The sequence below is a fragment of the Streptomyces kanamyceticus genome, from assembly GCF_008704495.1.
Taxonomy (GTDB): domain Bacteria; phylum Actinomycetota; class Actinomycetes; order Streptomycetales; family Streptomycetaceae; genus Streptomyces; species Streptomyces kanamyceticus.
Window position 1 is genome coordinate 7,049,816 of the sequence record NZ_CP023699.1, and the last position, 20,861, is coordinate 7,070,676.

At 73.0% G+C, this 20,861-nt stretch carries 16 protein-coding genes and 1 pseudogene; 9 read left to right on the forward strand and 8 right to left on the reverse strand.

What is annotated here, in order from left to right; translation table 11 throughout:
* Positions 1-73: 73 nt before the first annotated feature.
* The 6 genes from CP970_RS30470 to CP970_RS30495 all read right to left on the reverse strand — a co-directional run bounded on the left by CP970_RS30470 (position 74) and on the right by CP970_RS30495 (position 7,388).
* Positions 74-910 (reverse strand): ECF transporter S component, encoded by an 837-nt coding sequence (locus CP970_RS30470; protein WP_055544686.1) that lies wholly within the window; start codon positions 908-910, stop codon positions 74-76.
* Positions 907-2,913: an ATP-binding cassette domain-containing protein gene (locus tag CP970_RS30475; protein WP_055544687.1), complete on the reverse strand. Its 2,007-nt coding sequence runs from the start codon at positions 2,911-2,913 to the stop codon at positions 907-909. The genes CP970_RS30470 and CP970_RS30475 overlap by 4 nt, the downstream gene beginning before the upstream one ends.
* The gene (locus CP970_RS30480; protein ID WP_055544688.1) at positions 2,910-4,064 is read right to left on the reverse strand and encodes an energy-coupling factor transporter transmembrane component T; all 1,155 of its coding nucleotides are present in this window, start codon (positions 4,062-4,064) and stop codon (positions 2,910-2,912) included. Before CP970_RS30480 ends, CP970_RS30475 begins: the two co-directional genes overlap by 4 nt.
* Before the next feature lie 19 nt (positions 4,065-4,083).
* Positions 4,084-4,761 (reverse strand): SCO2322 family protein, encoded by a 678-nt coding sequence (locus CP970_RS30485; RefSeq protein ID WP_107098843.1) that lies wholly within the window; start codon positions 4,759-4,761, stop codon positions 4,084-4,086.
* Complete coding sequence (locus CP970_RS30490; protein WP_055544689.1) at positions 4,758-5,990, reverse strand: prenyltransferase/squalene oxidase repeat-containing protein; 1,233 nt, start codon at positions 5,988-5,990, stop codon at positions 4,758-4,760. Before CP970_RS30490 ends, CP970_RS30485 begins: the two co-directional genes overlap by 4 nt.
* A gap of 318 nt (positions 5,991-6,308) precedes the next feature.
* Positions 6,309-7,388, reverse strand: coding sequence for an MBL fold metallo-hydrolase (locus tag CP970_RS30495; protein WP_055544690.1), 1,080 nt, complete (start codon positions 7,386-7,388; stop codon positions 6,309-6,311).
* Positions 7,389-7,564: 176 nt separating this feature from the next.
* Between CP970_RS30495 and CP970_RS30500 the strand changes: the two genes are divergently transcribed.
* The 6 genes and pseudogenes from CP970_RS30500 to CP970_RS45120 all read left to right on the forward strand — a co-directional run.
* Positions 7,565-9,031, forward strand: a complete 1,467-nt coding sequence (locus tag CP970_RS30500; RefSeq protein ID WP_055544691.1) for an aldehyde dehydrogenase — start codon at positions 7,565-7,567, stop codon at positions 9,029-9,031.
* Complete coding sequence (locus CP970_RS30505) at positions 9,031-9,264, forward strand: ferredoxin (protein ID WP_055544692.1); 234 nt, start codon at positions 9,031-9,033, stop codon at positions 9,262-9,264. Before CP970_RS30500 ends, CP970_RS30505 begins: the two co-directional genes overlap by 1 nt.
* A 283-nt stretch (positions 9,265-9,547) precedes the next feature.
* Complete coding sequence (gene lanKC, locus CP970_RS30510; protein WP_055544693.1) at positions 9,548-12,271, forward strand: class III lanthionine synthetase LanKC; 2,724 nt, start codon at positions 9,548-9,550, stop codon at positions 12,269-12,271.
* Between the two features lie 47 nt (positions 12,272-12,318).
* Positions 12,319-12,444: a SapB/AmfS family lanthipeptide gene (locus tag CP970_RS30515; RefSeq protein ID WP_063806018.1), complete on the forward strand. Its 126-nt coding sequence runs from the start codon at positions 12,319-12,321 to the stop codon at positions 12,442-12,444.
* A gap of 161 nt (positions 12,445-12,605) precedes the next feature.
* Positions 12,606-14,339, forward strand: a complete 1,734-nt coding sequence (locus CP970_RS30520; protein ID WP_055544711.1) for an ABC transporter ATP-binding protein — start codon at positions 12,606-12,608, stop codon at positions 14,337-14,339.
* A 401-nt stretch (positions 14,340-14,740) separates the two neighbouring features.
* Positions 14,741-15,808: pseudogene (locus tag CP970_RS45120) on the forward strand (ATP-binding cassette domain-containing protein); the annotation flags it as partial.
* Between the two features lie 249 nt (positions 15,809-16,057).
* Here CP970_RS45120 and CP970_RS44385 read toward each other — a convergent pair.
* The gene (locus CP970_RS44385; RefSeq protein ID WP_157877667.1) at positions 16,058-16,666 is read right to left on the reverse strand and encodes a response regulator transcription factor; all 609 of its coding nucleotides are present in this window, start codon (positions 16,664-16,666) and stop codon (positions 16,058-16,060) included.
* 142 nt (positions 16,667-16,808) lie between these two features.
* Positions 16,809-17,429: a TetR family transcriptional regulator gene (locus CP970_RS30530; RefSeq protein WP_055544694.1), complete on the reverse strand. Its 621-nt coding sequence runs from the start codon at positions 17,427-17,429 to the stop codon at positions 16,809-16,811.
* Positions 17,430-17,641: 212 nt separating this feature from the next.
* Between CP970_RS30530 and CP970_RS30535 the strand changes: the two genes are divergently transcribed.
* Genes CP970_RS30535 through CP970_RS30545 form a run of 3 tightly spaced genes read left to right on the forward strand, consistent with a single transcriptional unit; the run spans position 17,642 to position 20,825 of the window.
* Entirely contained in the window at positions 17,642-19,006 is a 1,365-nt protein-coding gene (locus CP970_RS30535; RefSeq protein WP_055544695.1) for a glycosyltransferase family 4 protein, read from the forward strand.
* Positions 19,006-19,758: a class I SAM-dependent methyltransferase gene (locus CP970_RS30540; protein WP_055544696.1), complete on the forward strand. Its 753-nt coding sequence runs from the start codon at positions 19,006-19,008 to the stop codon at positions 19,756-19,758. The genes CP970_RS30535 and CP970_RS30540 overlap by 1 nt, the downstream gene beginning before the upstream one ends.
* The gene (locus tag CP970_RS30545; protein ID WP_055544697.1) at positions 19,755-20,825 is read left to right on the forward strand and encodes a prenyltransferase/squalene oxidase repeat-containing protein; all 1,071 of its coding nucleotides are present in this window, start codon (positions 19,755-19,757) and stop codon (positions 20,823-20,825) included. The genes CP970_RS30540 and CP970_RS30545 overlap by 4 nt, the downstream gene beginning before the upstream one ends.
* Positions 20,826-20,861 lie beyond the last annotated feature (36 nt).

A 20,861-nucleotide genomic window follows, 5' to 3' on the forward strand; every position in this document is an offset into this window, starting at 1 on the left:
TCGTAGAGGACCAAAGTCCTGTGGGCCGCCTCACCACGCAGGGGCCTCGATGTAACGGAACGCGCAGGCGTACCTACGACTTGGGGGCCTCGAATGTGACCGGCGCCTCGAACGCCGCGCGGCGCGTGGCCCGGCGCAGCGCCTTCAGGACGGCGGGCCCCAGCGCGAGGCTGAGCAGCACCGTGACGACGGCGCGCGGCAGGTCCCAGCCGAGCGAGGTGGCCAGGCAGTACGCGATGAAGCGGCCGAGGTTGTCGGCGAGCGGGTCGCCCGGCACGAAGGAGACGCCGGTGGCGAGGCCGCCGAGGTAGGGCCAGCCCTGCAGGTTCATGACCGTGCCGTACAGGACGGAGGAGACCGCCCCGTACACCGCGAGGAGCCACAGCTCGCTGCGGCCGCGGAGGGAGTCGGGGCCCGGCAGCAGGCCCGCGCCCATGCAGACCCAGCCCATCGACAGCATCTGGAAGGGCATCCACGGGCCGACGCCGCCGGTCAGCAGCGCCGACGCGAACATCGACACCGCCCCGAGGACGAACCCGAAGCCGGGCCCGAGCACCCGGCCGCTCAGCACCATCAGGAAGAACATCGGCTCGATGCCCGCCGTGCCCGCGCCAAGGGGTCGCAGCGCGGCGCCCGCGGCGGCCAGCACCCCGAGCATCGCGATGGCCTTCGCGTCCAGGCCGACGTCGGCGATGGTCGCCACGACCACGGCGAGCAGCAGCGGGAGCAGCGCGGCGAACAGCCACGGCGCGTCCTGCGCGTGCTCGCTGAGCCCTGACTCGGTACCGGCGAGCAGCGGCCAGCCGAAGGCGGCCACGCCCACGGCGCTGACCAGGGCGAGTGCGGCGATCGAGCGGCGGCCCAGGCGGATGGGGCGGGCCTGCGCCTGGGTGGCGGGGGCGGCCGTCACGACGCGTCCTGCCCGGCCGCGTCGAGGGCCCGGCGCACCTGCGTCACGGTCAGCCACTCCTGCGGCGCGAGGATCTTGGTGACCTGCGGCGCGAAGGACGGCGACGACACGACGATCTCCGGCGTCGGACCGTCCGCGACGATCTCGCCGTCCGCGAGGATCACCACGCGGTGGGCGATCTCGGCGGCCAGTTCCACGTCGTGCGTGGCGAGCACGATCGCGTGGCCCTCGGCGGCGAGCCCCCGCAGGACGGCGGCGAGCCGGGCCTTGGCCGCGTAGTCGAGGCCGCGGGTCGGCTCGTCGAGGAGGAGCAGGGGCGGGCGCGCGGTCAGGACGATGGACAGGGCGAGCGCGAGGCGCTGGCCCTCGGAGAGGTCCCGGGGGTGCGTGTCGTCCGCGATGCCCGGCAGCAGCTCGCTCACCAGGGCGCGGCACGCCCCGGGCACCGCGTCCGCGTCGTGGTCGGCCGCCGCGCACTCGGCGCCCACGGTGTCCGCGTACAGCAGGTCGCGCGGCTCCTGCGGGACCAGGCCGACGTGCCGGATCAGCTGGCGCGGCGCCGTCCGGTGCGGAACGGCACCACCGACGCGGACCGTGCCGGACGTGGGTTCGAGGAGGCCGACCAGGGTGGAGAGGAGCGTGGACTTGCCCGCGCCGTTGCGTCCCATCAGGGCGACGGTCTCGCCGGGCGTGACGGTGAGGTCGACCCGCCGCAACGCCTCGACGCGACCGCGCCGGACGGCGAGCCGGTCGACCAGGGCGGCGTGGACCGGCGCGGGGTCGCGCTCCTTGCGCAGCCGAGAGGGGCGTCCCGGCGCCGGTACGCCGGTCTTTCCGGCCGTGGGCTGCGCCCCGGGCGCGGCATTGGTGGATGTCCCGTGCGGATGCTCGGACGCGCGGTCCTCGCGCGGGCTGGGCCGACGGTCCGACGCCCCGTCCCCTTCCTGTCCAGCCTGTCCAGCCTGTCCGGACCCCGGTTCCGGGTACGTACCGGTCGGTGCGGCCGCGCGACCCCTGCGCAGGCGCGGCCAGCGGCCCGGTGCGCGGCCGCCGCCGGGCCCTCCGGCCGTCGTCTCCGTGCGGGGCGCCGCGTCGGCGTGCGTCGCGTGGGCCGGTTCGGACGTGCGGCCCTCGAACGGGCGCGGGCTCCGGCCGGGTGCGTACTCGGCAGGATGTTCCGACGCCGCCCGAGCGAGGCGGTCCCGCAGTGGCCCCGCCCTGCGGCGCGCGTCGCGCACGGTCAGGGGCAGGGGGGACCAGCCCGCGATCCTGCCGAGGGCGACCACCGGCGGGTAGACGGGGGAGCGGGCCATCAGCTCGGCGGGGTCGCCGAGCACCGGCGGCTCGCCGGGGGCCGCGAGCAGCAGGACCTGGTCCGCGTACTGCACGACGCGTTCCAGGCGGTGCTCGGCCATCAGGACCGTGGTGCCGAGGTCGTGGACGAGGCGCTGCAGCACCGCGAGCACCTCTTCGGCGGCGGCGGGGTCGAGCGCGGACGTCGGTTCGTCCAGGACGAGCACCTGGGGGTGCGGGGTGAGCACCGAACCGATCGCGACGCGCTGCTGCTGGCCGCCCGAGAGCGTCGCGATGGGACGGTCGCGCAGATCGGCGAGGCCGAGCAGGTCGAGGGTCTCCTCGACGCGGCGGCGCATCACGTCAGGGGCGAGGCCGAGGGACTCCATGCCGTACGCCAGCTCGTCCTCGACGGTGTCCGTCACGAAGTGCGAGAGCGGGTCCTGGCCCACCGTGCCGACGACGTCGGCGAGTTCGCGCGGCTTGTGCGTACGGGTGTCGCGGCCCGCCACCGTCACCCGGCCGCGCAGGGTGCCGCCGGTGAAGTGCGGCACGAGCCCGCTGACCGTGCCGAGCAGCGTCGACTTGCCGACCCCCGAGGGACCCACGAGCAGCACCAGCTCGCCCTCGGGGACGGTGAGATCGACCCCCCGGACGGTGGGCCCGGCACTTCCCTCGTACGTCACGGAGACGTCCTCGAAGCGGATCATGACGTCTCCTTGGGGACCGTGGGCGAGGAATCGGCGGGCACCGGCGCGACGAAAGCGGGCAGCAGACCGATCAGCACCGCGGCCGCGGGCCACAGCGGCAGCGTCGGCGCGACGAGCGGCACGACGCCGGGTTGCAGGGCCGCGACGCCGTACGACGAGGCGAGGATCATCAGTCCCGCGACGGCGATCCCCGAACCGGCGACGGCCCAGGCCCTGGCGCCCCACCGGTCGGGCCGGTAGCGGGTGCGCACGGCCCTGCGGCCGCCGAGCCTGAGCCCGCCGAGCGCGGCGAGCAGCCCGACGGCCAGGACGGGCAGGCCGTACGCGGCGCCCTGCGCGGTCAGGAGTCCGTACGTCCCGACGCACACGCCCATGAGCCCGCCGAGCGTCAGCACGGTGGTGGCCCTGCGCACCCCGGCGGGCACGGCGGCGCTGCGGCCGAAGCCGCGCGCGTCCATCGCGGCGGCCAGCGCGACCGAGCGTTCGAGGGCGCCTTCGAGGACCGGCAGGCCCACCTGGAGCAGCCCCCGCACGCCCTTGTCGGGGCGCCCGCGCAGCCGTCGCGCGGCCCGCAGCCGCTGTACGTCGGTGATCAGGTTCGGCGCGAAGGTCATCGCCACTACGACGGCGACCCCGGCCTCGTAGAGCGCGCCGGGCAGCGACTTGAGCAGCCGCGCCGGGCTGGCCAGCGCGTTCGCGGCGCCGACGCAGATCAGCAGGCCCGCGAGCCTGATGCCGTCGTACAGCGCGAAGAGCAGCCCCTCGGCGGTGACCCGGCCGCCGATCCGGACGCCCCTCGCCCAGTCGGGCAGCGGGACCTCGGGCAGGGTGACGAGGACGTGCGTACCGGGGATCGGCGAGCCGAGCACGATCGCGAAGACGAGCCGGATCCCGATCACGAGCAGGCCGAGCTTCACGAACGCGCCGTACGACTTCGCCCACGGCGCGGACGTCCGCCGCGCCGCCACCACGTATCCGGCGACGCCGATCAGGAGGCCGATCAGGAGCGGATTGGTCGTGCGCGACGCGGCGGTGCCGAGGCCGAGGGCCCAGATCCACCAGGCACCCGGGTGCAGGGCGTTGCTCCGGTGCGCCGCGGGGGCCAGGCGCCGCCCGAGGGCGCCGGGCGTGCCGCTGCCGTGGTCCGTCATCGTGCTGTCCGAGGCCGCGTCAGCCGCGACGGCGGCGGGCCTGCCAGAGCGCGGCGCCGCCGAGCACCACGACGGCGGCGGCCCCGGCGATCAGGCCGACGGAGGGCCCGCCGCCGTCGCCCTTGTCACCGGCGGCCCGCTCGGCCGGATCCTTCTTCGACGTGCCGTCGCCGGACACCTGGTCGCCGCAGCCCGACTTCGGGTAGCCGGAGATGGCGCAGAGCAGGGCGTGACTGTCGTAGCGCAGCGGCTTGGCGACCGTGGCGAGGGCCTCGGCGCTGGTGGCGTCCTCGCCGACCTGCGCGCAGGCCGTCCTGGCAGCGGGCGGCCGCTCGCCCTCGGGGGCGTCCCCCGGCAGGCCGAAGTCGATGACCAGGGCGACCCGCTTGCGGCCGTCCTTCGCGGGCCTGTCCGCGCAGATGTCGTCGAAGTCCGCCGCGCCGCGCGGCGTGGCGGAGTCCTTGGAGTCGTCGGAGACCGAGTAGCGGAAGCCCTGGACGTCGCCGTCGTCGGGCCTGGCGGTGCCGGGGCCCTGCGTGGCGTAGACCCAGCGGTCGCCGTCGCGCTCCCAGAACGACCAGTAGCGGTATCCGACGGCCTGGGCGGGCGCGGCGGCGAGGACGCCGAGGGCGCAGAGCAGGACGGCGACGAGCGCCGCGACCCGCCGGTGCCCGCGCCGCGCACGGCCCGCGGTCACGGCTGCTGCTTCTTGCGGTTGCCGCTGTAGAGGAAGCCGATGCCGATGCCCGCGACCATGCCGACGCCGATGATCCACCAGATGCTGACGCCGCCGCCGTCGTCCTTCTTCTCGTCCGACGCGGACGCGGAGGGGGACTTCGAGGCGCTCTGCGGGGCGGGGCCCGTGGCGTTCAGCTGCTTGACGAGGTCGGCGCCGCCGAAGTCGCGGGCGTCCATCCCGGCCGCGTTGGCGGCGAAGACCAGCTGGGCGTAGGCGGCGGGGCCCGACTGCTTCGCCCAGTCCGCGGAGTTCTTCGCGAGCCACTCGGCGGACTTCTTGGCCTGGTCCTGCTGTCCCGCGGCGGCGAGGGCGAGCACCGCGTCGGCGGTGTTGCCGAAGTCGGGCTGGTCCTTGGCGCCCGGCATCGCGGACATCAGGTGGTCGTCGCTCTTGCCGAGGGTGTCGAGCAGATAGCCCGCGCCGTTGCTCGCGGCCTGTGTTGCGGTGTCCGGCTTCGCGCACTTGGGGCTCGTGGCCTCGCCCTTCTTGGGGGACACCGAGGCGAGGCCCCTGCCGAGGCTGCCGAGCACACCGGCCGCGGTGGCGTCGGCGTTCGGCGAGAGCTTGCCGGACTTGGGGTCGGCGAGGCCGAAGGCGCCGCCGTCCTTGTCACAGTCCATGACGAGCTTCGGCAGCGCGTCGAAGGCGGACTTGCCGTCCTTGGACTTCACGTCGGCGGGGTTCTCGCCCGCGGCGACGAGGGCGCCGACGACGATGCCGGTGGAGTTCGCGTCGGTGGGCAGGCCCGGGTTGTAGCCCCAGCCGCCGTCCTTGTTCTGTACGGACTTCAGCCACTCGACGCTCTTGCCGACCGTCTTCTTCTCGTTGCCGAGCGCGGCGAGCGCCTGCACGGCCGCGGCGGTGGAGTTGCTGTCGACCGTGGTCTTGGAGTTGCACGGCGCGCTCGCGTCCGCGCGGTACGCCGCGAAACCGCCGCTCGCGCACTGCTGCCCGGTCAGCCAGTCGACGGCCTTCGCGGCGGGCTCGACGCCCTCCGCGTCCTGGGCGAGCAGGGCGTACGACTGGCGGAAGACGCCGTCGAACTTGGGGTCGGTCTTGCCGTAGAGGCCCGAGGGGAGCGCGGTCGAGGGCGACGGCTTCGCGTCGTCCGCGAAGGCGGCCGGTGCGGCGGCCGAGCCCAACACGGCGACGGCGGCCAGGACCGCTGCGCTGCGGCGAACGTTCATGATGCGGCGGGTTGCCTCTCCCTGCGGGGAGCGGGGCGGCACGGTCCGTTGCGAGCACGGCTTCCGGGCGGCTCCGGCTCCGTATACCTCGACGGTGCCGCTCATCGGGGTCCGATGAAGCGAGCCGGTCACGTTCCGCACCGGGCATTCCGGCTCTCCGCTGAAGCGGTTTACGGAATGGGGCCTCCCCTGCTCGAGCGGAGCCGAGAGCTTGGGGAAGGGTCAGCGCCGGATTCGCACCGGCTTCCCCCTGTACGGGCGTGAGGACGACTCGCCCACTCTACCGGCCCGTACCAGGCGCGGCCGGGCGGCGGGGATTCACACCGCCACGTACGTCACCGGGTCGCCGCCCGGCATCACCTCGGCGCGGCCCAGCTTCACGAGGCGCCGCACATGGGCCTCCGCTTCCGATACGGCGATGTTGCGCGAGCCGTAGGGGATCTCGGCCCAGGGGCGGTTCCACTCCATGCGCTCGGCGAGCTGCCAGGCGGTGCGGGGCTCGGCGAGGAGGGCGTGCAGCCCGGTGAGGCGCTCCTCGTGGTGGGCGATGAGCGAGCCGACGCGGGCGGGCGCGTCGGTGAACGCGTGCTGGTGGGCGGGGAGGATCTCGGCGGGGTCGAGGCGGGCCACCCGTTCCAGGGAGTCCAGGTAGTCGCCAATGGGGTCTCCCCTGCTCGAGCGAAGCCGAGAGCTTGGGGAAGGATCGGTGACCGTGGCGTCGTCGGGGTCCTCGTACAGGCCGATGTGCGGGGTGATGCCGGGCAGCAGGTGGTCGCCGGAGAAGAGGCGGCCGTTGCCGCGGAGGTTGGCCGGGTGGTCCTCCTCCAGGTGCAGGCAGACGTGGCCGGGGGTGTGTCCGGGGGTCCAGATCGCGCGCAGCCTGCGGCCCGCGAGGTCGAGGAGTTCGCCGGGGGCGATGTCGCGGTCGGGCAGCGCGGGGTCGAGCCCCGGCAGCTTCCTGGGGCGGCCCTCCTCGGCGGCGCGCACCAGCGGGGCGACGTGCTCGGCGGGGGCGCCCGCGGCCATCAGCTTGGCGGCCATGTAGGCGTACCAGCGGCCCGGCGGGTTGGCGCGGGTGCGGCGCACCACGGAGGCGTCCGCCGCGTGCATCGCGATCCAGGCCCCCGAGGCGTCGCGGACCTTCGCGGACAGGCCGTGGTGGTCGGGGTGGTGGTGCGTGATGACCACGCCGTGCACGTCGTCGACGGCGACGCCGCAGTCGGCTAGCCCGTCGGCCAGGGCGTTCCAGGAGGCCGGGTCGTCCCAGCCGGTGTCGATGAGGACGGCGCCCCGGTCGGTGTCGATGAGGTGGACGAGGGTGAAGCCGAGGGGGTTGTCGGGGATCGGCACCTTGATGCTCCAGACGCCGCCGCCGTGCGAGATCACCTGCGGGGTCATGGAGGCCTCGTCTCTTGTCGTCGGGTGCGGCCACTATAACTAGAACTAGTTCCAATAGTCGCCCAAGTCGACTGAATGGGCGGCCGGTTGCGCGTCCGATTCGTGGACTCCTCCAACTAGAACTGGTATCAGTTCTGAAACGGTGTCAGAAAGCGCTCCGCAGGAGGCAGTCAGCCATGACCGAGCTCGTGGAACACGGACAGCTGTTCATCGGCGGGGAGTTGGTGGACCCGCTCGGCAAGGGCGTCATCGACGTCGTGTCGCCGCACACCGGAAAGGTCTTCGCCCGCGTGCCGCACGCGGCCCCCGCCGACGTGGACCGCGCCGTCGCCACCGCCCGCAAGGCGTTCGACGACGGGCCCTGGCGCCGGATGACCCTGGCCGAGCGGATCGAGGTCGTCACCCGGATCAAGGACGGGATCGCCGTACGCCACGAGGAGATCGCCCGCGTCATCAGCTCGGAGAACGGCACCCCGTACACCTCCAGCGTGATGGTGCAGGCGCTCGCCGCGATGATGGCGTGGGACGCGGCCATCACGGTGGCCCGCGACTTCACCTACGAGGAGGCGCGCGACGGAGTCCTCGGGAAGCTGCTCGTACGGCGGGAGCCGGTGGGCGTCGTCGCGGCCGTCGTCCCCTGGAACGTGCCGCAGTTCACCGCCGCGGCCAAGCTCGCCCCCGCGCTGCTCGCGGGCTGCCCGGTGATCCTCAAGACCTCGCCGGAGGCGCCCCTCGACGCGTACATCCTCGCCGAGATAGCCGCCGAGGCCGGGCTGCCGCAGGGCGTCCTCTCCGTCATCTCCGCGGACCGCGAGGTCAGCGAGTACCTCGTCGCGCACCCCGGCGTCGACAAGATCTCCTTCACCGGATCCGTCGCGGCGGGCAAGCGCGTCATGGAGGTCGCGGCCCGCAACCTCACCCGCGTCACCCTGGAACTCGGCGGCAAGTCCGCCGCGATCGTCCTGCCGGACGCCGACGCGGCGACCGCCGTCGCGGGCATCGCGCCCTTCGCCTGGATGATCAACGGCCAGGCGTGCGTGGCCCAGACGCGCATCCTCGTGCCGCGCACGCGCTACGCCGAGTTCGCCGAGGCGTTCGCCGCCGCCGCGTCCGCGCTCAAGGTCGGCGACCCCCTCGACCCGGCCACCGAACTCGGCCCGCTGGTCGCCGAGCGCCAGCAGCGGCGCTCCCTCGACTACATCCGCATCGGCCAGGAGGAGGGCGCCAAGATCCTCGCGGGCGGCGGCCGTCCCGCCGGGCTCGATCAGGGCTGGTACGTCGAGCCGACGCTCTTCGGCGACGTCGACAACTCCATGCGCGTCGCCCGCGAGGAGATCTTCGGCCCCGTCATCTGCCTGCTGCCGTACGGCGAACAGGACGAGGCCGTGAAGATCGCCAACGACTCCGACTACGGGCTCAGCGGCAGCGTGTGGACGGCCGACGTCGAACGCGGCATCGATGTCGCGCGGCAGGTGCGCACCGGGACGTACTCCGTGAACACCTTCAGCCTCGACATGCTCGGACCCTTCGGCGGCTTCAAGAACTCGGGTATCGGGCGGGAGTTCGGGCCCGAGGGGTACGCCGAGTACTTCGAGCACCAGATGATCCACCTGCCCGCGGGCTACGAGGGGAGTGGTGCCTGATGGGCGACCGCTGGCACGTCGAGGTCGACCGGTCGGTCTGCATCGGGTCGGGGATGTGCGTGGGCACCGCGCCCGACGGCTTCACCCTCGACTCCGCCCGTCAGTCGCACCCCACCCACCCCGACACCGACGCCAACGAAAAGGTCCTGGAGGCCGCGGAGGGCTGCCCGGTCGAGGCGATCACGATCACGCTCGCGGACAGCGGGGAGGTCGTCTTCCCACCTGAGGACTAGGCCGGAGGGCGGCTTGAGGGCGGCCTGAGGGAGGCTCAAGGGCGGCCCGAGGGAGGCTCAGGGGCGGCCTTCCTACGTCAACTGGCGGATGCCCGCGTCGTGTTCGAACCAGCGCGACGCGGGCATCGCCATGTGTCGATCCCCTGGATATTCTGTGCACTCGAACAAGGGCGAACGCCACTTTACGCATGCGTTCCGCACGGCGATCTGGTGACAGTCGTTACTGTTCCGCCCGTTTACGTCCTGGAAATCTCTCTGCCACGCCGAGCAGGGAGGGGACACCATGGACAAGCGGTACGAGGTCTACTGTCTGGCCGACAGATTCTTCTACGAGACCCCGGACCGGCTGTCGTCCACGGGCACCCGAAGCGGTGCCCGAGAGTTCCCCGCCGCCCAGCGCCCGGTGCCCGAAGGATGGCGCTCCGCACGCTCCGGCGACTGGCTCTCCTTCGTCCCGCTCGACGACGAGGGAACCCCGCTCCCCACGCCCCAGCAGGGCTGGAAGATCCACGTCTCCGCCACCCTGGAGAACGCCGACCGGATCGCGGCCCTCGTGTGGGACCACTGCGTGCCGCGCTCGGTCCCCTTCAAGTTCGTGCCCGCCAAGCACCTGCTGCACCTGCGCAACAGCAAGTACGCGGGCCGCGACATGAGCGGCAAGTTCGCCACCGTCTACCCGGCCGACGAGACTCAACTCCACGAGCTTCTCGATGAGTTGGGCAAGCTCCTCGAAGGGTTCGAAGGCCCTTACATCCTCACCGACCTGCGCTGGGAGCAGGGGCCGCTGTACGTCAGGTACGGCGCGTTCACCCGCCGCATGTGCGACGACGGCAAGGGCACCCTCGTGCCCGCCGTCGAGGACGGTGAAGGGCAGCTCGTGCCGGACGACCGCGGCCCCGCCTTCAAGGTCCCCGCGTGGGTGACGCTGCCCGACTTCCTCGAACCCGCGCTGGCCGCGCGCAACACGACGACCGTCGGCGACCTGCCGTACCGCATCGAGAAGGCCCTGCACTTCTCCAACGGCGGCGGGGTCTACGCGGGCACCGACACCCGCGACGGCAGCAAGGTCGTCCTCAAGGAGGGCCGCCCGCACGCGGGCCTCGCCTCCGACGGCGCCGACGCCGTGGCCCGCCTCGAACGCGAGCGGGACGCCCTGGAGAAGCTCTCCGGGCTCGGCGTCGCACCCGAGGTGCGCGACTGGTTCCTCCTCGGCGAACACCGCTTCCTCGTCATGGACTTCCTGGAGGGCTCCACCCTCAACTCCTTCTTCGCCCACCGGCACCCGCTCTGTACCAGCGAGCCGGACGCCGCCGACATCTCGGAGTACACGGCCTGGGCGCTGCGCATGCACAGGGCCGTCGAGGAAGCCGTCGCCGCCGTGCACGAGCGGGGCGTCGTCTTCAACGACCTGCACCTGTTCAACATCATGGTCGCGCCCGACGAACAGTCCGTATCGCTCCTCGACTTCGAGGCCGCTGCGGCCGTCGGCGACCAGGGGCGCCAGATCGTCGCGCACCCCGGATTCCTCGCGCCGCCGGACCGCACGGGCGTCGACGTCGACCGCTACGCACTGGCCTGTCTGCGGCTCGCCCTCTTCCTGCCGATCACCACGCTGCTCTCCATAGACCGGGGCAAGGCCGCGCACTTCGCGCAGGTGATCGCCACCGAATTCCCCGACGTGCCCGCCGAGTTCCTGGCCGAGGCCGTGGCCGAGATCGACCGCGGCGCACCGGGCGGGGACGCCGGGGCCGTCGGGGACGAGCGGGCGCCGGTCCGCGAAGCGGGAGACACGGAGGCCCTGGAGAACGGCCTTCCGGAGGGGGGCGGGACCGGCGCCGCCAGGCCCGCGGCCCGGGCGGCCGCTCCACTGGTCGACCCGGCCGACTGGCCCTACAGCCGCGACTCGATGGTCAAGGCCATCCTCGCGTCCGCCACCCCCGAGCGCGACGACCGGCTCTTCCCCGGCGACATCTCGCAGTTCGCCGAAGGCGGCGGGCTCGGCCTCGCGCACGGCGCCGCCGGTGTGCTGCTGGCCCTCGCCGAGAGCGGCGCGGAACGGTACGAGGAGGGCGAGCGCTGGCTCCTCAAGCACAGCGAACCCGCCCCGGCGGGAACCCCGTTGGGGCTCCACGACGGACTCGCGGGCATCGCCCACGTACTCGACAGGCTAGGCCACCGCGAGCGCGCGCTCGACCTGACGGAGCTCATCCTCCAGGAGCGCTGGCAGCGGCTCCCCTCCGACCTGTACGGCGGCCTCGCCGGACTCGGCCTCGCCCTCGACTCCCTCGCGCAGAGCACCGGCGAGCGCACGCTCGGCCAGTACGCGCTGCGCGCCGCCGAACTGCTCGGCGAACGGCTCACCGCCGAGGAACCGCCGAACGGCGGCCGACGCAGGGCCGGACTGCTGCGCGGCGCCACCGGGCCCGCCCTGCTCTTCCTGCGGCTGTACGAGCGAGGCGGCGACCCCGCCCTCCTGGACCTCGCCGCCCGCGCCCTGCGCGCGGACCTCGACCAGTGCGTGACCCAGCCGCGGGACGGCAGCCTCGCCGTGAACGAGGGCTGGCGCACCATGCCCTACCTCGGCGAAGGCAGCGTCGGCATCGGCATGGTCATCGACGACTACCTCACGCACCGGGACGACGAACGGTTCGAGGCGGCCCGCCCCGGCATCCTGGCCGCGGCGAACTCGCGCTTCTGCGTGCAGCCAGGGCTGTTCCAGGGACGGGCCGGACTCCTCCTGCACGTCAACCGCAGCACCACACCGGGCATCACACCCGAGGACGTGGCCGCGCAGATCGAGGAGCTCGGCTGGTTCGCGATGTCGTACGCGGGCCAACTCGCCTTCCCCGGACACCAGATGCTGCGCCTTTCCATGGACCTCAACACCGGGACGGCGGGCTGCCTCCTCGCGCTCGCCACCGCGCTCGGCGACACCGGAGCGCACGTCCCCTTCCTGCCGCCGATCCGGCGGCCCCAGAGCCGGTCCCGCGACACCGCGGGGTCGTGACACCGCCCACAGGGAACTCACGAGTCCCCCGAGAGAGAGGGAAGTTCATGGCACTTCTCGACCTGCAGAGCATGGAATCCGACGAGATGACCGGCGGCGGCCACGGTGGCGGCGGCAGCCTGGCCAGCCTCCTGCTGTGCTGGAGCGACGCGAGCATCGTTCTTTGTCTCTGATGCTCAACCGCGCCTGACCGGCACGGTATTGAAGGCCCGGGCGGCACCCTGCGAGGGGCCCGCCCGGGCCGACCGTTTTGGCCGAAGGCCGCGTGCGCGGCACGAGCTTCGAGGACGACGAACGAGACCGGCGCGACGAAGGCGACGAGGACCCGGACCGGATGGCGACGACGACCCCCCGCCCGCACCAAACCCAACCCACCGACGACGCCCGCCTGTTGGGCGCCGCGACCCGCTACAGCGCCGCCCGCTGCGCGATCCTCGCGCTGTGCGCCCTCGCGAGCGCGGGCGCCGGACTGCTGCTGCCGCTCGCGATCGGCCGCGCCCTCGACGCCGTCCTGACCGGCCACCTGACGGGGACGGGCGACGCCGACGCCACCCGCTGGATCGCCGCGTGCGCCGCGCTGATCACCGCGAGCGCCCTCCTCGACGCGCTCGACGGCGTCCTCACCGGCACCACCAACGCCCGCACCACCGCCTGGCTGCGCGGCCGCGTCACCGGACACGTGCTGGCCGTCGGACCGCGCACCACCGCGCGCTTCGCCCACGGCGACCTGGTGGCGCGCCTCATCGACAACGCGGCGCACGCGGGCATCGCGCCCGCCACCTTCGCCGCGCTCCTGGCCGCCCTGGTCACGCCCATCGGTGCCGTGGTGGCCCTCGCGCTCATCGACGGCTGGCTCGCCGCGGTGTTCCTCGTCGGCGCACCCGTGCTCTTCCTGCTCCTGCGGACCTTCGTGCGCGTCTCCTCCGACTGCGTGGCGCGCTACCAGCGGGTCCAGGGGAACATCGCCGGGCGCCTGAGCGAGGCGATCGCCGGGGCGCGCACCGTCGCGGCCGCGCACACCCAGGACAAGGAGGCGGCGCGCGTCCTCGGCGAACTGCCCGAACTCGGCCGTCAGGGACGGCGGATGTGGCGGGTGCAGGGTCGCTCCCAGGCGCAGGCCGTCGCGGTCGCGCCGCTGCTGCAGATCGCGGTCGCCGCGGTCGCGGGCCTGCTGCTCATCCGGCACCGCATCTCGGTCGGCGACCTGCTCGCCGCGTCCCGGTACGCGGTGCTCGCCACCGGCATCGGCATGCTCGTGGGGCAGTTGAGCGGCCTGGTGCGGGCCAGGGCCGCGGCCCGCCGCCTCGAGGAAGTCCTCACCGAACCTCCGGCCTCGTACGGCGACAAGCAACTCCCCGCTGAGGGCGGCTTGTTGGAGCTGCGCGGTGTCATGGCGAGCCGTGGTGGGCGTACCGTCCTCAACGGCGTCGACCTGACGGTTCCCGCGGGCACCACGCTCGCCGTGGTCGGCCGCTCGGGCGCGGGCAAATCACTGCTCGCCGCGCTCGCCGGGCGGCTCGCCGACCCCGACGAAGGGGACGTACGCCTGGACGGGGTCCCGCTCCGCTCGCTCGACAGGACGGAACTGCGCCGCGAGGTCGGCTACGCCTTCGAGCGGCCCGCGCTGCTCGGCGCGACCCTGGAGGACACGATCGGCCTCGGCATCCCGCGTCCGGCGCCCGACCGGATCCGCGAGGCGGCCGGCGCCGCGCGCGCCGACACCTTCATCACCCGCCTCCCGGACGGTTACGCCACGCCCTGCGCGCAGGCGCCGCTCTCCGGTGGCGAGTCCCAACGCCTGGGCCTGGCAAGGGCGTTCGCGCGCGGCGGGCGGCTGCTGATCCTGGACGACGCGATGTCGAGCCTGGACACGGTCACCGAACACCACATCGCCGAGGCGCTGCTCCACCACACCCCGCACCGCAGCCGCCTGATCATCGCCCACCGGGCCGCGACGGCGGCCCGCGCGGACGCGGTGGCCTGGCTCCACGACGGCCGGATCCGGGCGGTGGGCAGCCACGAGGAACTGTGGGAACGCCCGGAGTACCGGGAGGTGTTCGGCGCGTGAACCCGCCCCGCCCGCCCCACACGCAAGGTCCCTATCGCCGTGGCGTCCGCTTCCTGTGGCGCAAGTGGCCGGTGGTGCTGCGGCTCGCGCTCTGGTCGGTCCTGGAGACCGGACAGACGTTCCTCACCGGATACGCCCTGGCGCGCGCCCTGGACGACGGATTCCTGGCGGGCGACGAGGCGGTCGGCCTCTGGTGGCTGGGCGCGGCCGGGCTCGGTGTGGTGGTCGCCGCGTACGGCACGGGGCGCGTGTACCGGGCCGTCGCCGACCTGGTGGAACCGCTCAGGGACTCCCTGGTGCGACAGGTCGTCGGCCGGGGCCTGCACGACGCGGACGGCGCCGCCGTGTCCCGGCTCACCCAGCAGGTGGAGATCGCCAGGGACACCTTCGCGGGCCTGATCATGGTCTCCCGCTCCTTCGTCTTCACGGCGATCGGCGCCCTGGTGGGCCTCTTCTCCCTGGACCCGCTGCTCCTCCTGGTGGTCGCGCCGCCGCTGCTCGCGGGCATCACGCTGTTCGTCGCGACGCTGCGTCCGCTGGCCAGGCGCCAGGAGGAGTTCCTCGTCGCGGACGAGGAACTCGCGAGCCAACTCGGCGTGGTCTGCCCCGGGTTGCGCGACGTCACGGCGGCGGGCGCGGAGGGCGACGTCGCCGACGACCTGGGCCGGGGCGTCGCCACGGAGTACAGGACGGCCGCGGCCCTGGCCCGCTGGGGCATCCTGCGCACCGCGGCCCTGGCGATCGGCGGCCAGCTCCCGCTGGTCCTGCTCCTGGCCACGGCCCCCTGGCTCCTGGACAACGGAGTCACCCCGGGCGCCCTGGTAGGAGCCCTCGCCTACGTCACCCAGGCCCTGCTCCCCGCCCTCCACAACCTGGTCCACGGCCTGGGCACGAGCGGCTCCCGCCTGGCGATCGTGCTGCGGCGCCTGATCTGGGAGGGGCCGGGGGACGGGGGCGGTGCGGGAGTCGACGCAGGTCGCGGACCCCAGGGCCCGGCCCTTGAGCTTTCCTCCGTCACCTTCGCCTACGGCCCGCACGCCGAGCCCGTGCTGCGGAATCTGGGGCTCAGCGTGGCTCAGGGGGAGCACCTTGCCGTGGTGGGGCCCAGCGGGATCGGGAAGTCCACCTTGGCTGGAATTGTTGCCGGGTTGCTCGTGCCGGACGCGGGAGAGGTGCGCGTGGGGGGCAGTGGGGTGCGTGGGACGGAGGCCGTCGCTCGGCGCGTGCTCATTCCTCAGGAGGCGTATGTCTTCACCGGGACGCTCAGGGAGAACCTGGGGTACCTGCGGTCGGAGCAGGTGCCGGAGGACGAGCTGGCCGGTGCGGCAGAGGTCGTGGGCCTCGCACCGCTCGTCGCGCGCCTGGGTGGCTTCGACGCCGGCCTCGTACCCGGTGAACTGTCCGCGGGCGAGCGCCAGTTGATCGCGCTGACCCGCGCCTACGTCGCGTACGCCCCGCTCGCGATCCTCGACGAGGCGACCTGTCACCTCGACCCGGTCGCGGAGTCCCGCGCCGAGCGGGCCTTCGCGGCGCGCCCGGGCGGCACCCTCCTGGTGATCGCGCACCGCATCAGCTCGGCCCGCCGTGCCGACCGGATCCTGGTGATGGACGGGGCACACGCCCTGTGCGGTCGGCACGACGAGCTGATGGAGATCTCGCCCCTGTACCGGGACCTCAACGGGGCCGGTGACTGGAGCGAGGGCCGGGGTGGCGTCGGCTCAGACCCAGCCCTCGCCCTGCGAGATCCTTATGGCGTCGATCCTGTTCCGCGCCCCGGTCTTGCGGGTGATCGCGGCCATGTAGTTGCGCACCGTTCCGTTGGAGAGATGGAGACTGTGGGCGATCTCGGCGACGGAGGCGCCCCGCGCGGCGAGTGACAGAACGCTCAACTCCCGTCGTGTCAGCGGCATTTGGGCGGCCTTGAGAAACCCGAACCCCAGTGAGTCGTCGACGAACCGCTGACCTGCCGCGACCTGTCTGATGCCGGTGATCAGCCGCTCCGGCTGGCTCGCCTTGTTCACGTAGCCGAGCGCGTTCGACTCGGCGGCACGGCGCAGCTGCCCCGGCCGGTCGGCGGTGGCGAGCACCAGGACGCGGCAGCCGCGACCGTGCGCCGAGGGGCCGGTCAGCTCGGTGAGCGGGGTGAGCGCGTACGTCGACTCGTCGTCCAGGTCCACCACGCAGAGATCGGGCCGTACGGTGCGCTGTCGGCCGTGGGCCTGTGACCACGGCGCATGGAACACCTCCAAGTCGGTTTCCCGGGCGAGACGTTCCGCCAGGGCTAATCGCAGTAGACAGGCGTCGTGCACGAGAAGTACCCGGATCACGCTCTGCCCCTCCAGCTCCCGCTCCGGTTGCCCCTTCAGGGACGCAGACCATTAATAGCGGTGAGTACCCCCGTCGTGACACTGAGAACTGGCCAAGGGGGAGTTAGGGGGCGCATTTGCCGGGCGCCTGTGCGCCCCCCTGTCACGCTCGGGGGGTCGCCGTGAGGTCGATGAGGCGGCAGACGGTCTCGATGTCGATCTTCACCTGGGCGATCGAGGCCCGCCCGGAGAGCCAGGTGATCAGCGCGGAGTGCCAGGTGTGCTCGATCACCCGCACCGCCGAGAGCTGCTGCGCGGTCGGCGGCTCCGACAGGCCCATCGCGTCCAGGATGATCGCCGTGGTCAGCCGAGAGACGGTGTCGACCTCGGGGCTCACGGACCGGTCCGCGAAGGTCAGCGCCCGCACCATGGCGTCCGCGAGGTGCGGCTCGCGCTGCAGGGCGCGGAAGGCGCGCATCAGGGTCTCGGCGACCCGCTCGGCAGGGGTCTCACCGGCCGGGGGGCGCTTCCTGATCGTGGTGTGCATGTGCTGCAGCTGGTCCTGCATGGTGGCGACGAGCAGATGCACCTTGGAGGGGAAGTAGCGGTAGAGCGTGCCGAGCGCGACGCCCGCGGCCTCGGCGACCTCGCGCATCTGCACCGCGTCGAACCCGCCCCTGCTGGCCAGTTGGGCGCTCGCGTGCAGGATGCGGCGGCGGCGCGCCTCCTGGCGCTCGGTGAGGGGCGGCGTCGCAGGGCTCCCTGTCTTGGCTTCCGCTGTCATGTGCTGCCCCTCCGAAAACGCCTCACGAGATCGCACAGCATGGCAGGGAGCCCGCCGTGGCGCGAATCACCTGATCCGGGCCTTACAGCTCGCCTACCTGCCGGTAGATTCAGAGCTCGTTCAGCGATCATTCAGCGATCAAGTCTGAAACTTGTTCTAGATTACCGTCCCGGCGTAACCTCGCGGACAACTGCAGGAGAAGGGGACCGAGAGTGACCGCTGAGGCCATGGAGGCAGGCCCCCGGAAGGGCTCGGCCGCCGAAGGTGATCGTCCGTTGCGCATCGCTCTCCTGACGTACAAAGGGAACCCGTTCTGCGGGGGACAGGGCGTCTACGTGCGCCACCTGTCGCGCGAGCTCGTCCGGCTCGGCCACCGCGTCGAGGTGATCGGCGCGCAGCCCTATCCGGTGCTCGACGAGGGCGAGGGCCTCGAAGGGCTCAGCCTCACCGAGCTCCCGAGCCTGGACCTCTACCGCTCGCCCGACCCCTTCCGCACCCCCAGGCGCGACGAGTACCGCGACTGGGTGGACGCCCTCGAAGTGGCGACGATGTGGACCGGCGGCTTCCCCGAGCCCGCCACGTTCAGCCTGCGCGCCCGGCGCCATCTGCGCGCCAGACGCGGCGAGTTCGACGTCGTGCACGACAATCAAACCCTGGGATACGGCCTGTTGGGCGATCTCGGCGCCCCGCTGGTCACCACGATCCACCACCCCATCACCGTCGACCGGCAGCTCGAACTGGACGCCGCGCCCGACCTCAAGCGCCGCATGTCGGTGCGCCGTTGGTACGCGTTCACCCGCATGCAGAAGCGCGTCGCGCGCCGCCTGCCCTCGGTGCTCACCGTCTCCGGCACCTCGCGCCAGGAGATCATCGACCACCTCGGCGTACACGACGACCGCATCGACGTCGTCCACATCGGCGCCGACACCGACCTCTTCTCGCCCGACCCCTCGGTCGCCGAGGTGCCGGGCCGGATCGTCACGACCTCCAGCGCCGACGTCCCCCTCAAGGGCCTCATATACCTGGTCGAGGCGCTCGCCAAGGTGCGCACCGAGAACCCCGCCGCCCACCTCGTCGTGGTGGGCAAGCGCGCCGAGGACGGCCCGGTCGCCCAGGCCATCGAGCGGCACGGCCTCGCGGGCTCGATCGAGTTCGTCAAGGGCATCACCGACGCCGAGCTCGTCGACCTGGTCCGCTCGGCGCAGGTCGCCTGCGTCCCCTCCCTGTACGAGGGGTTCTCGCTGCCCGCGGCCGAGGCGATGGCCACCGGCAGACCGCTCCTCGCCACCACCGGCGGCGCGATCCCGGAGGTCGCGGGCCCCGATGGCGAGACCTGCGTCGCGGTGCCGCCCGGCGACCCCGGCGCCCTCGCCGAAGGACTGACCCGGCTGCTCGGCGACGGCGAACTGCGGGCCAGGCTCGGCGCGGCAGGGCGTGCGCGGGTGCTCGCCAAGTTCACCTGGGCGCAGGCCGCCAAGGGCACCGCCGACCGCTACCGCGAGGCCATGAGCCGTTCCGCGGCCCAGAATCCCGGCCGCCCCGCGGCCACCCCGACGTACTCCGGGAGCCATCGCTGATGCTGACCGTCGACTTCACCCGCTTCCCGCTCGCCGCCGGCGACCGCGTGCTCGACCTGGGCTGCGGCGCGGGCCGGCACGCCTTCGAGTGTTACCGGCGGGGCGCCCAGGTGGTGGCCCTCGACCAGAACGCCGAGGAGATCCGCGAGGTCGCCAAGTGGTTCGCCGCGATGAAGGAGGCGGGCGAGGCCCCCGCGGGCGCGACGGCCACCGCGATGGAGGGTGACGCGCTCAACCTGCCCTTCCCCGACGCCTCCTTCGACGTCGTGATCATCTCCGAGGTCATGGAGCACATCCCGGACGACAAGGGCGTCCTCGCGGAGATGGTCCGGGTCCTCAAGCCCGGCGGCCGCATCGCCGTCACCGTCCCGCGCTACGGCCCCGAGAAGGTCTGCTGGACGCTCTCCGACGCCTACCACGAGGTCGAGGGCGGCCACATCCGCATCTACAAGGCCGACGAACTCCTCGGCAAGATGCGGGAGTCGGGCCTCAAGCCGTACGGCACGCACCACGCGCACGCCCTGCACTCGCCCTACTGGTGGCTCAAGTGCGCCTTCGGCGTCGACAACGACAAGGCGCTGCCGGTGCGCGCGTACCACAAGCTCCTGGTCTGGGACATCATGAAGAAGCCGCTGGCCACCCGGGTCGCCGAGCAGCTCCTCAACCCCGTCGTCGGCAAGAGCTTCGTGGCGTACGCGACCAAGCCGCACCTGCCCGTCGCCGCCGCGGAGTCCGTGGCGGACGCCAAGTGACGAGCCCGGAGCGGACCGAACACCTCGTCCTGCCCGGCGTCCTGACGGCCGATCAGGCCACGGCGACGGTGCGCGGCATCCTCGCCGTGCAGCGCCCGGACGGCGCCATCCCGTGGTTCCGCGGCCACCACCTCGACCCGTGGGACCACACCGAGGCCGCCATGGCCCTGGACGCCGCCGGTGAGCACGCGGCCGCCGAGCGCGCCTACGACTGGCTCGCACGCCACCAGAACCCGGACGGCTCCTGGTACGCGGCCTACCGCGACGGCGATCCGCACGACGTCACCGACCGGGGCCGCGAGACCAACTTCTGCGCGTACCTCGCCGTCGGCGTCTGGCACCACTACCTCGCCACCGGCGACGAGGCGTTCCTCGACCGCATGTGGCCCGCCGTGGTCGGAGCCGTCGAGTTCGTCCTCGCCCTGCAGCAGCCCGGCGGCCAGATCGGCTGGAAGCGCGAGCCCGACGGCACGCCGGTGACCGACGCGCTGCTCACCGGTTCCTCGTCGATCCACCAGGCGCTGCGCTGCGCGCTCGCCGTCGCCGAGCAGCGCGACGAGCCGCAGCCCGACTGGGAGCTGGCGACCGGGGCCCTCGCGCACGCCATCCGCCACCACCCCGAGCGCTTCCTCGACAAGGACCGCTACTCGATGGACTGGTACTACCCGGTCCTCGGCGGCGCGCTGACCGGCGCGGCGGCCAAGTCCCGCATAGAGGAGGGCTGGGACCGCTTCGTGGTGCCGGACCTCGGGGTGCGCTGCGTCGTTCCCAACCCCTGGGTCACGGGTGGCGAGAGCGCCGAACTCGCCCTGGCGCTCTGGGCGTTGGGCGAATCCGACCGGGCCCTGGAGGTCCTCCAGTCCATCCAGCACCTGCGCGATCCCGCGACGGGTCTGTACTGGACGGGCTACGTCTTCGACGACAAGGCGGTCTGGCCCGAGGAGCTGACCACGTGGACGGCGGGGTCGTTGCTGCTTGCCGTGGCGGCGCTGGGCGGGGACGAGGCGACTTGTGCGGTGTTTTCCGGGGAGCGGTTGCCCGGTGGGCTGGATCCGGACTGTTGCTGAGCGCGCCGCGCGGGCTTGGGCGGGGGATCGTCCGCG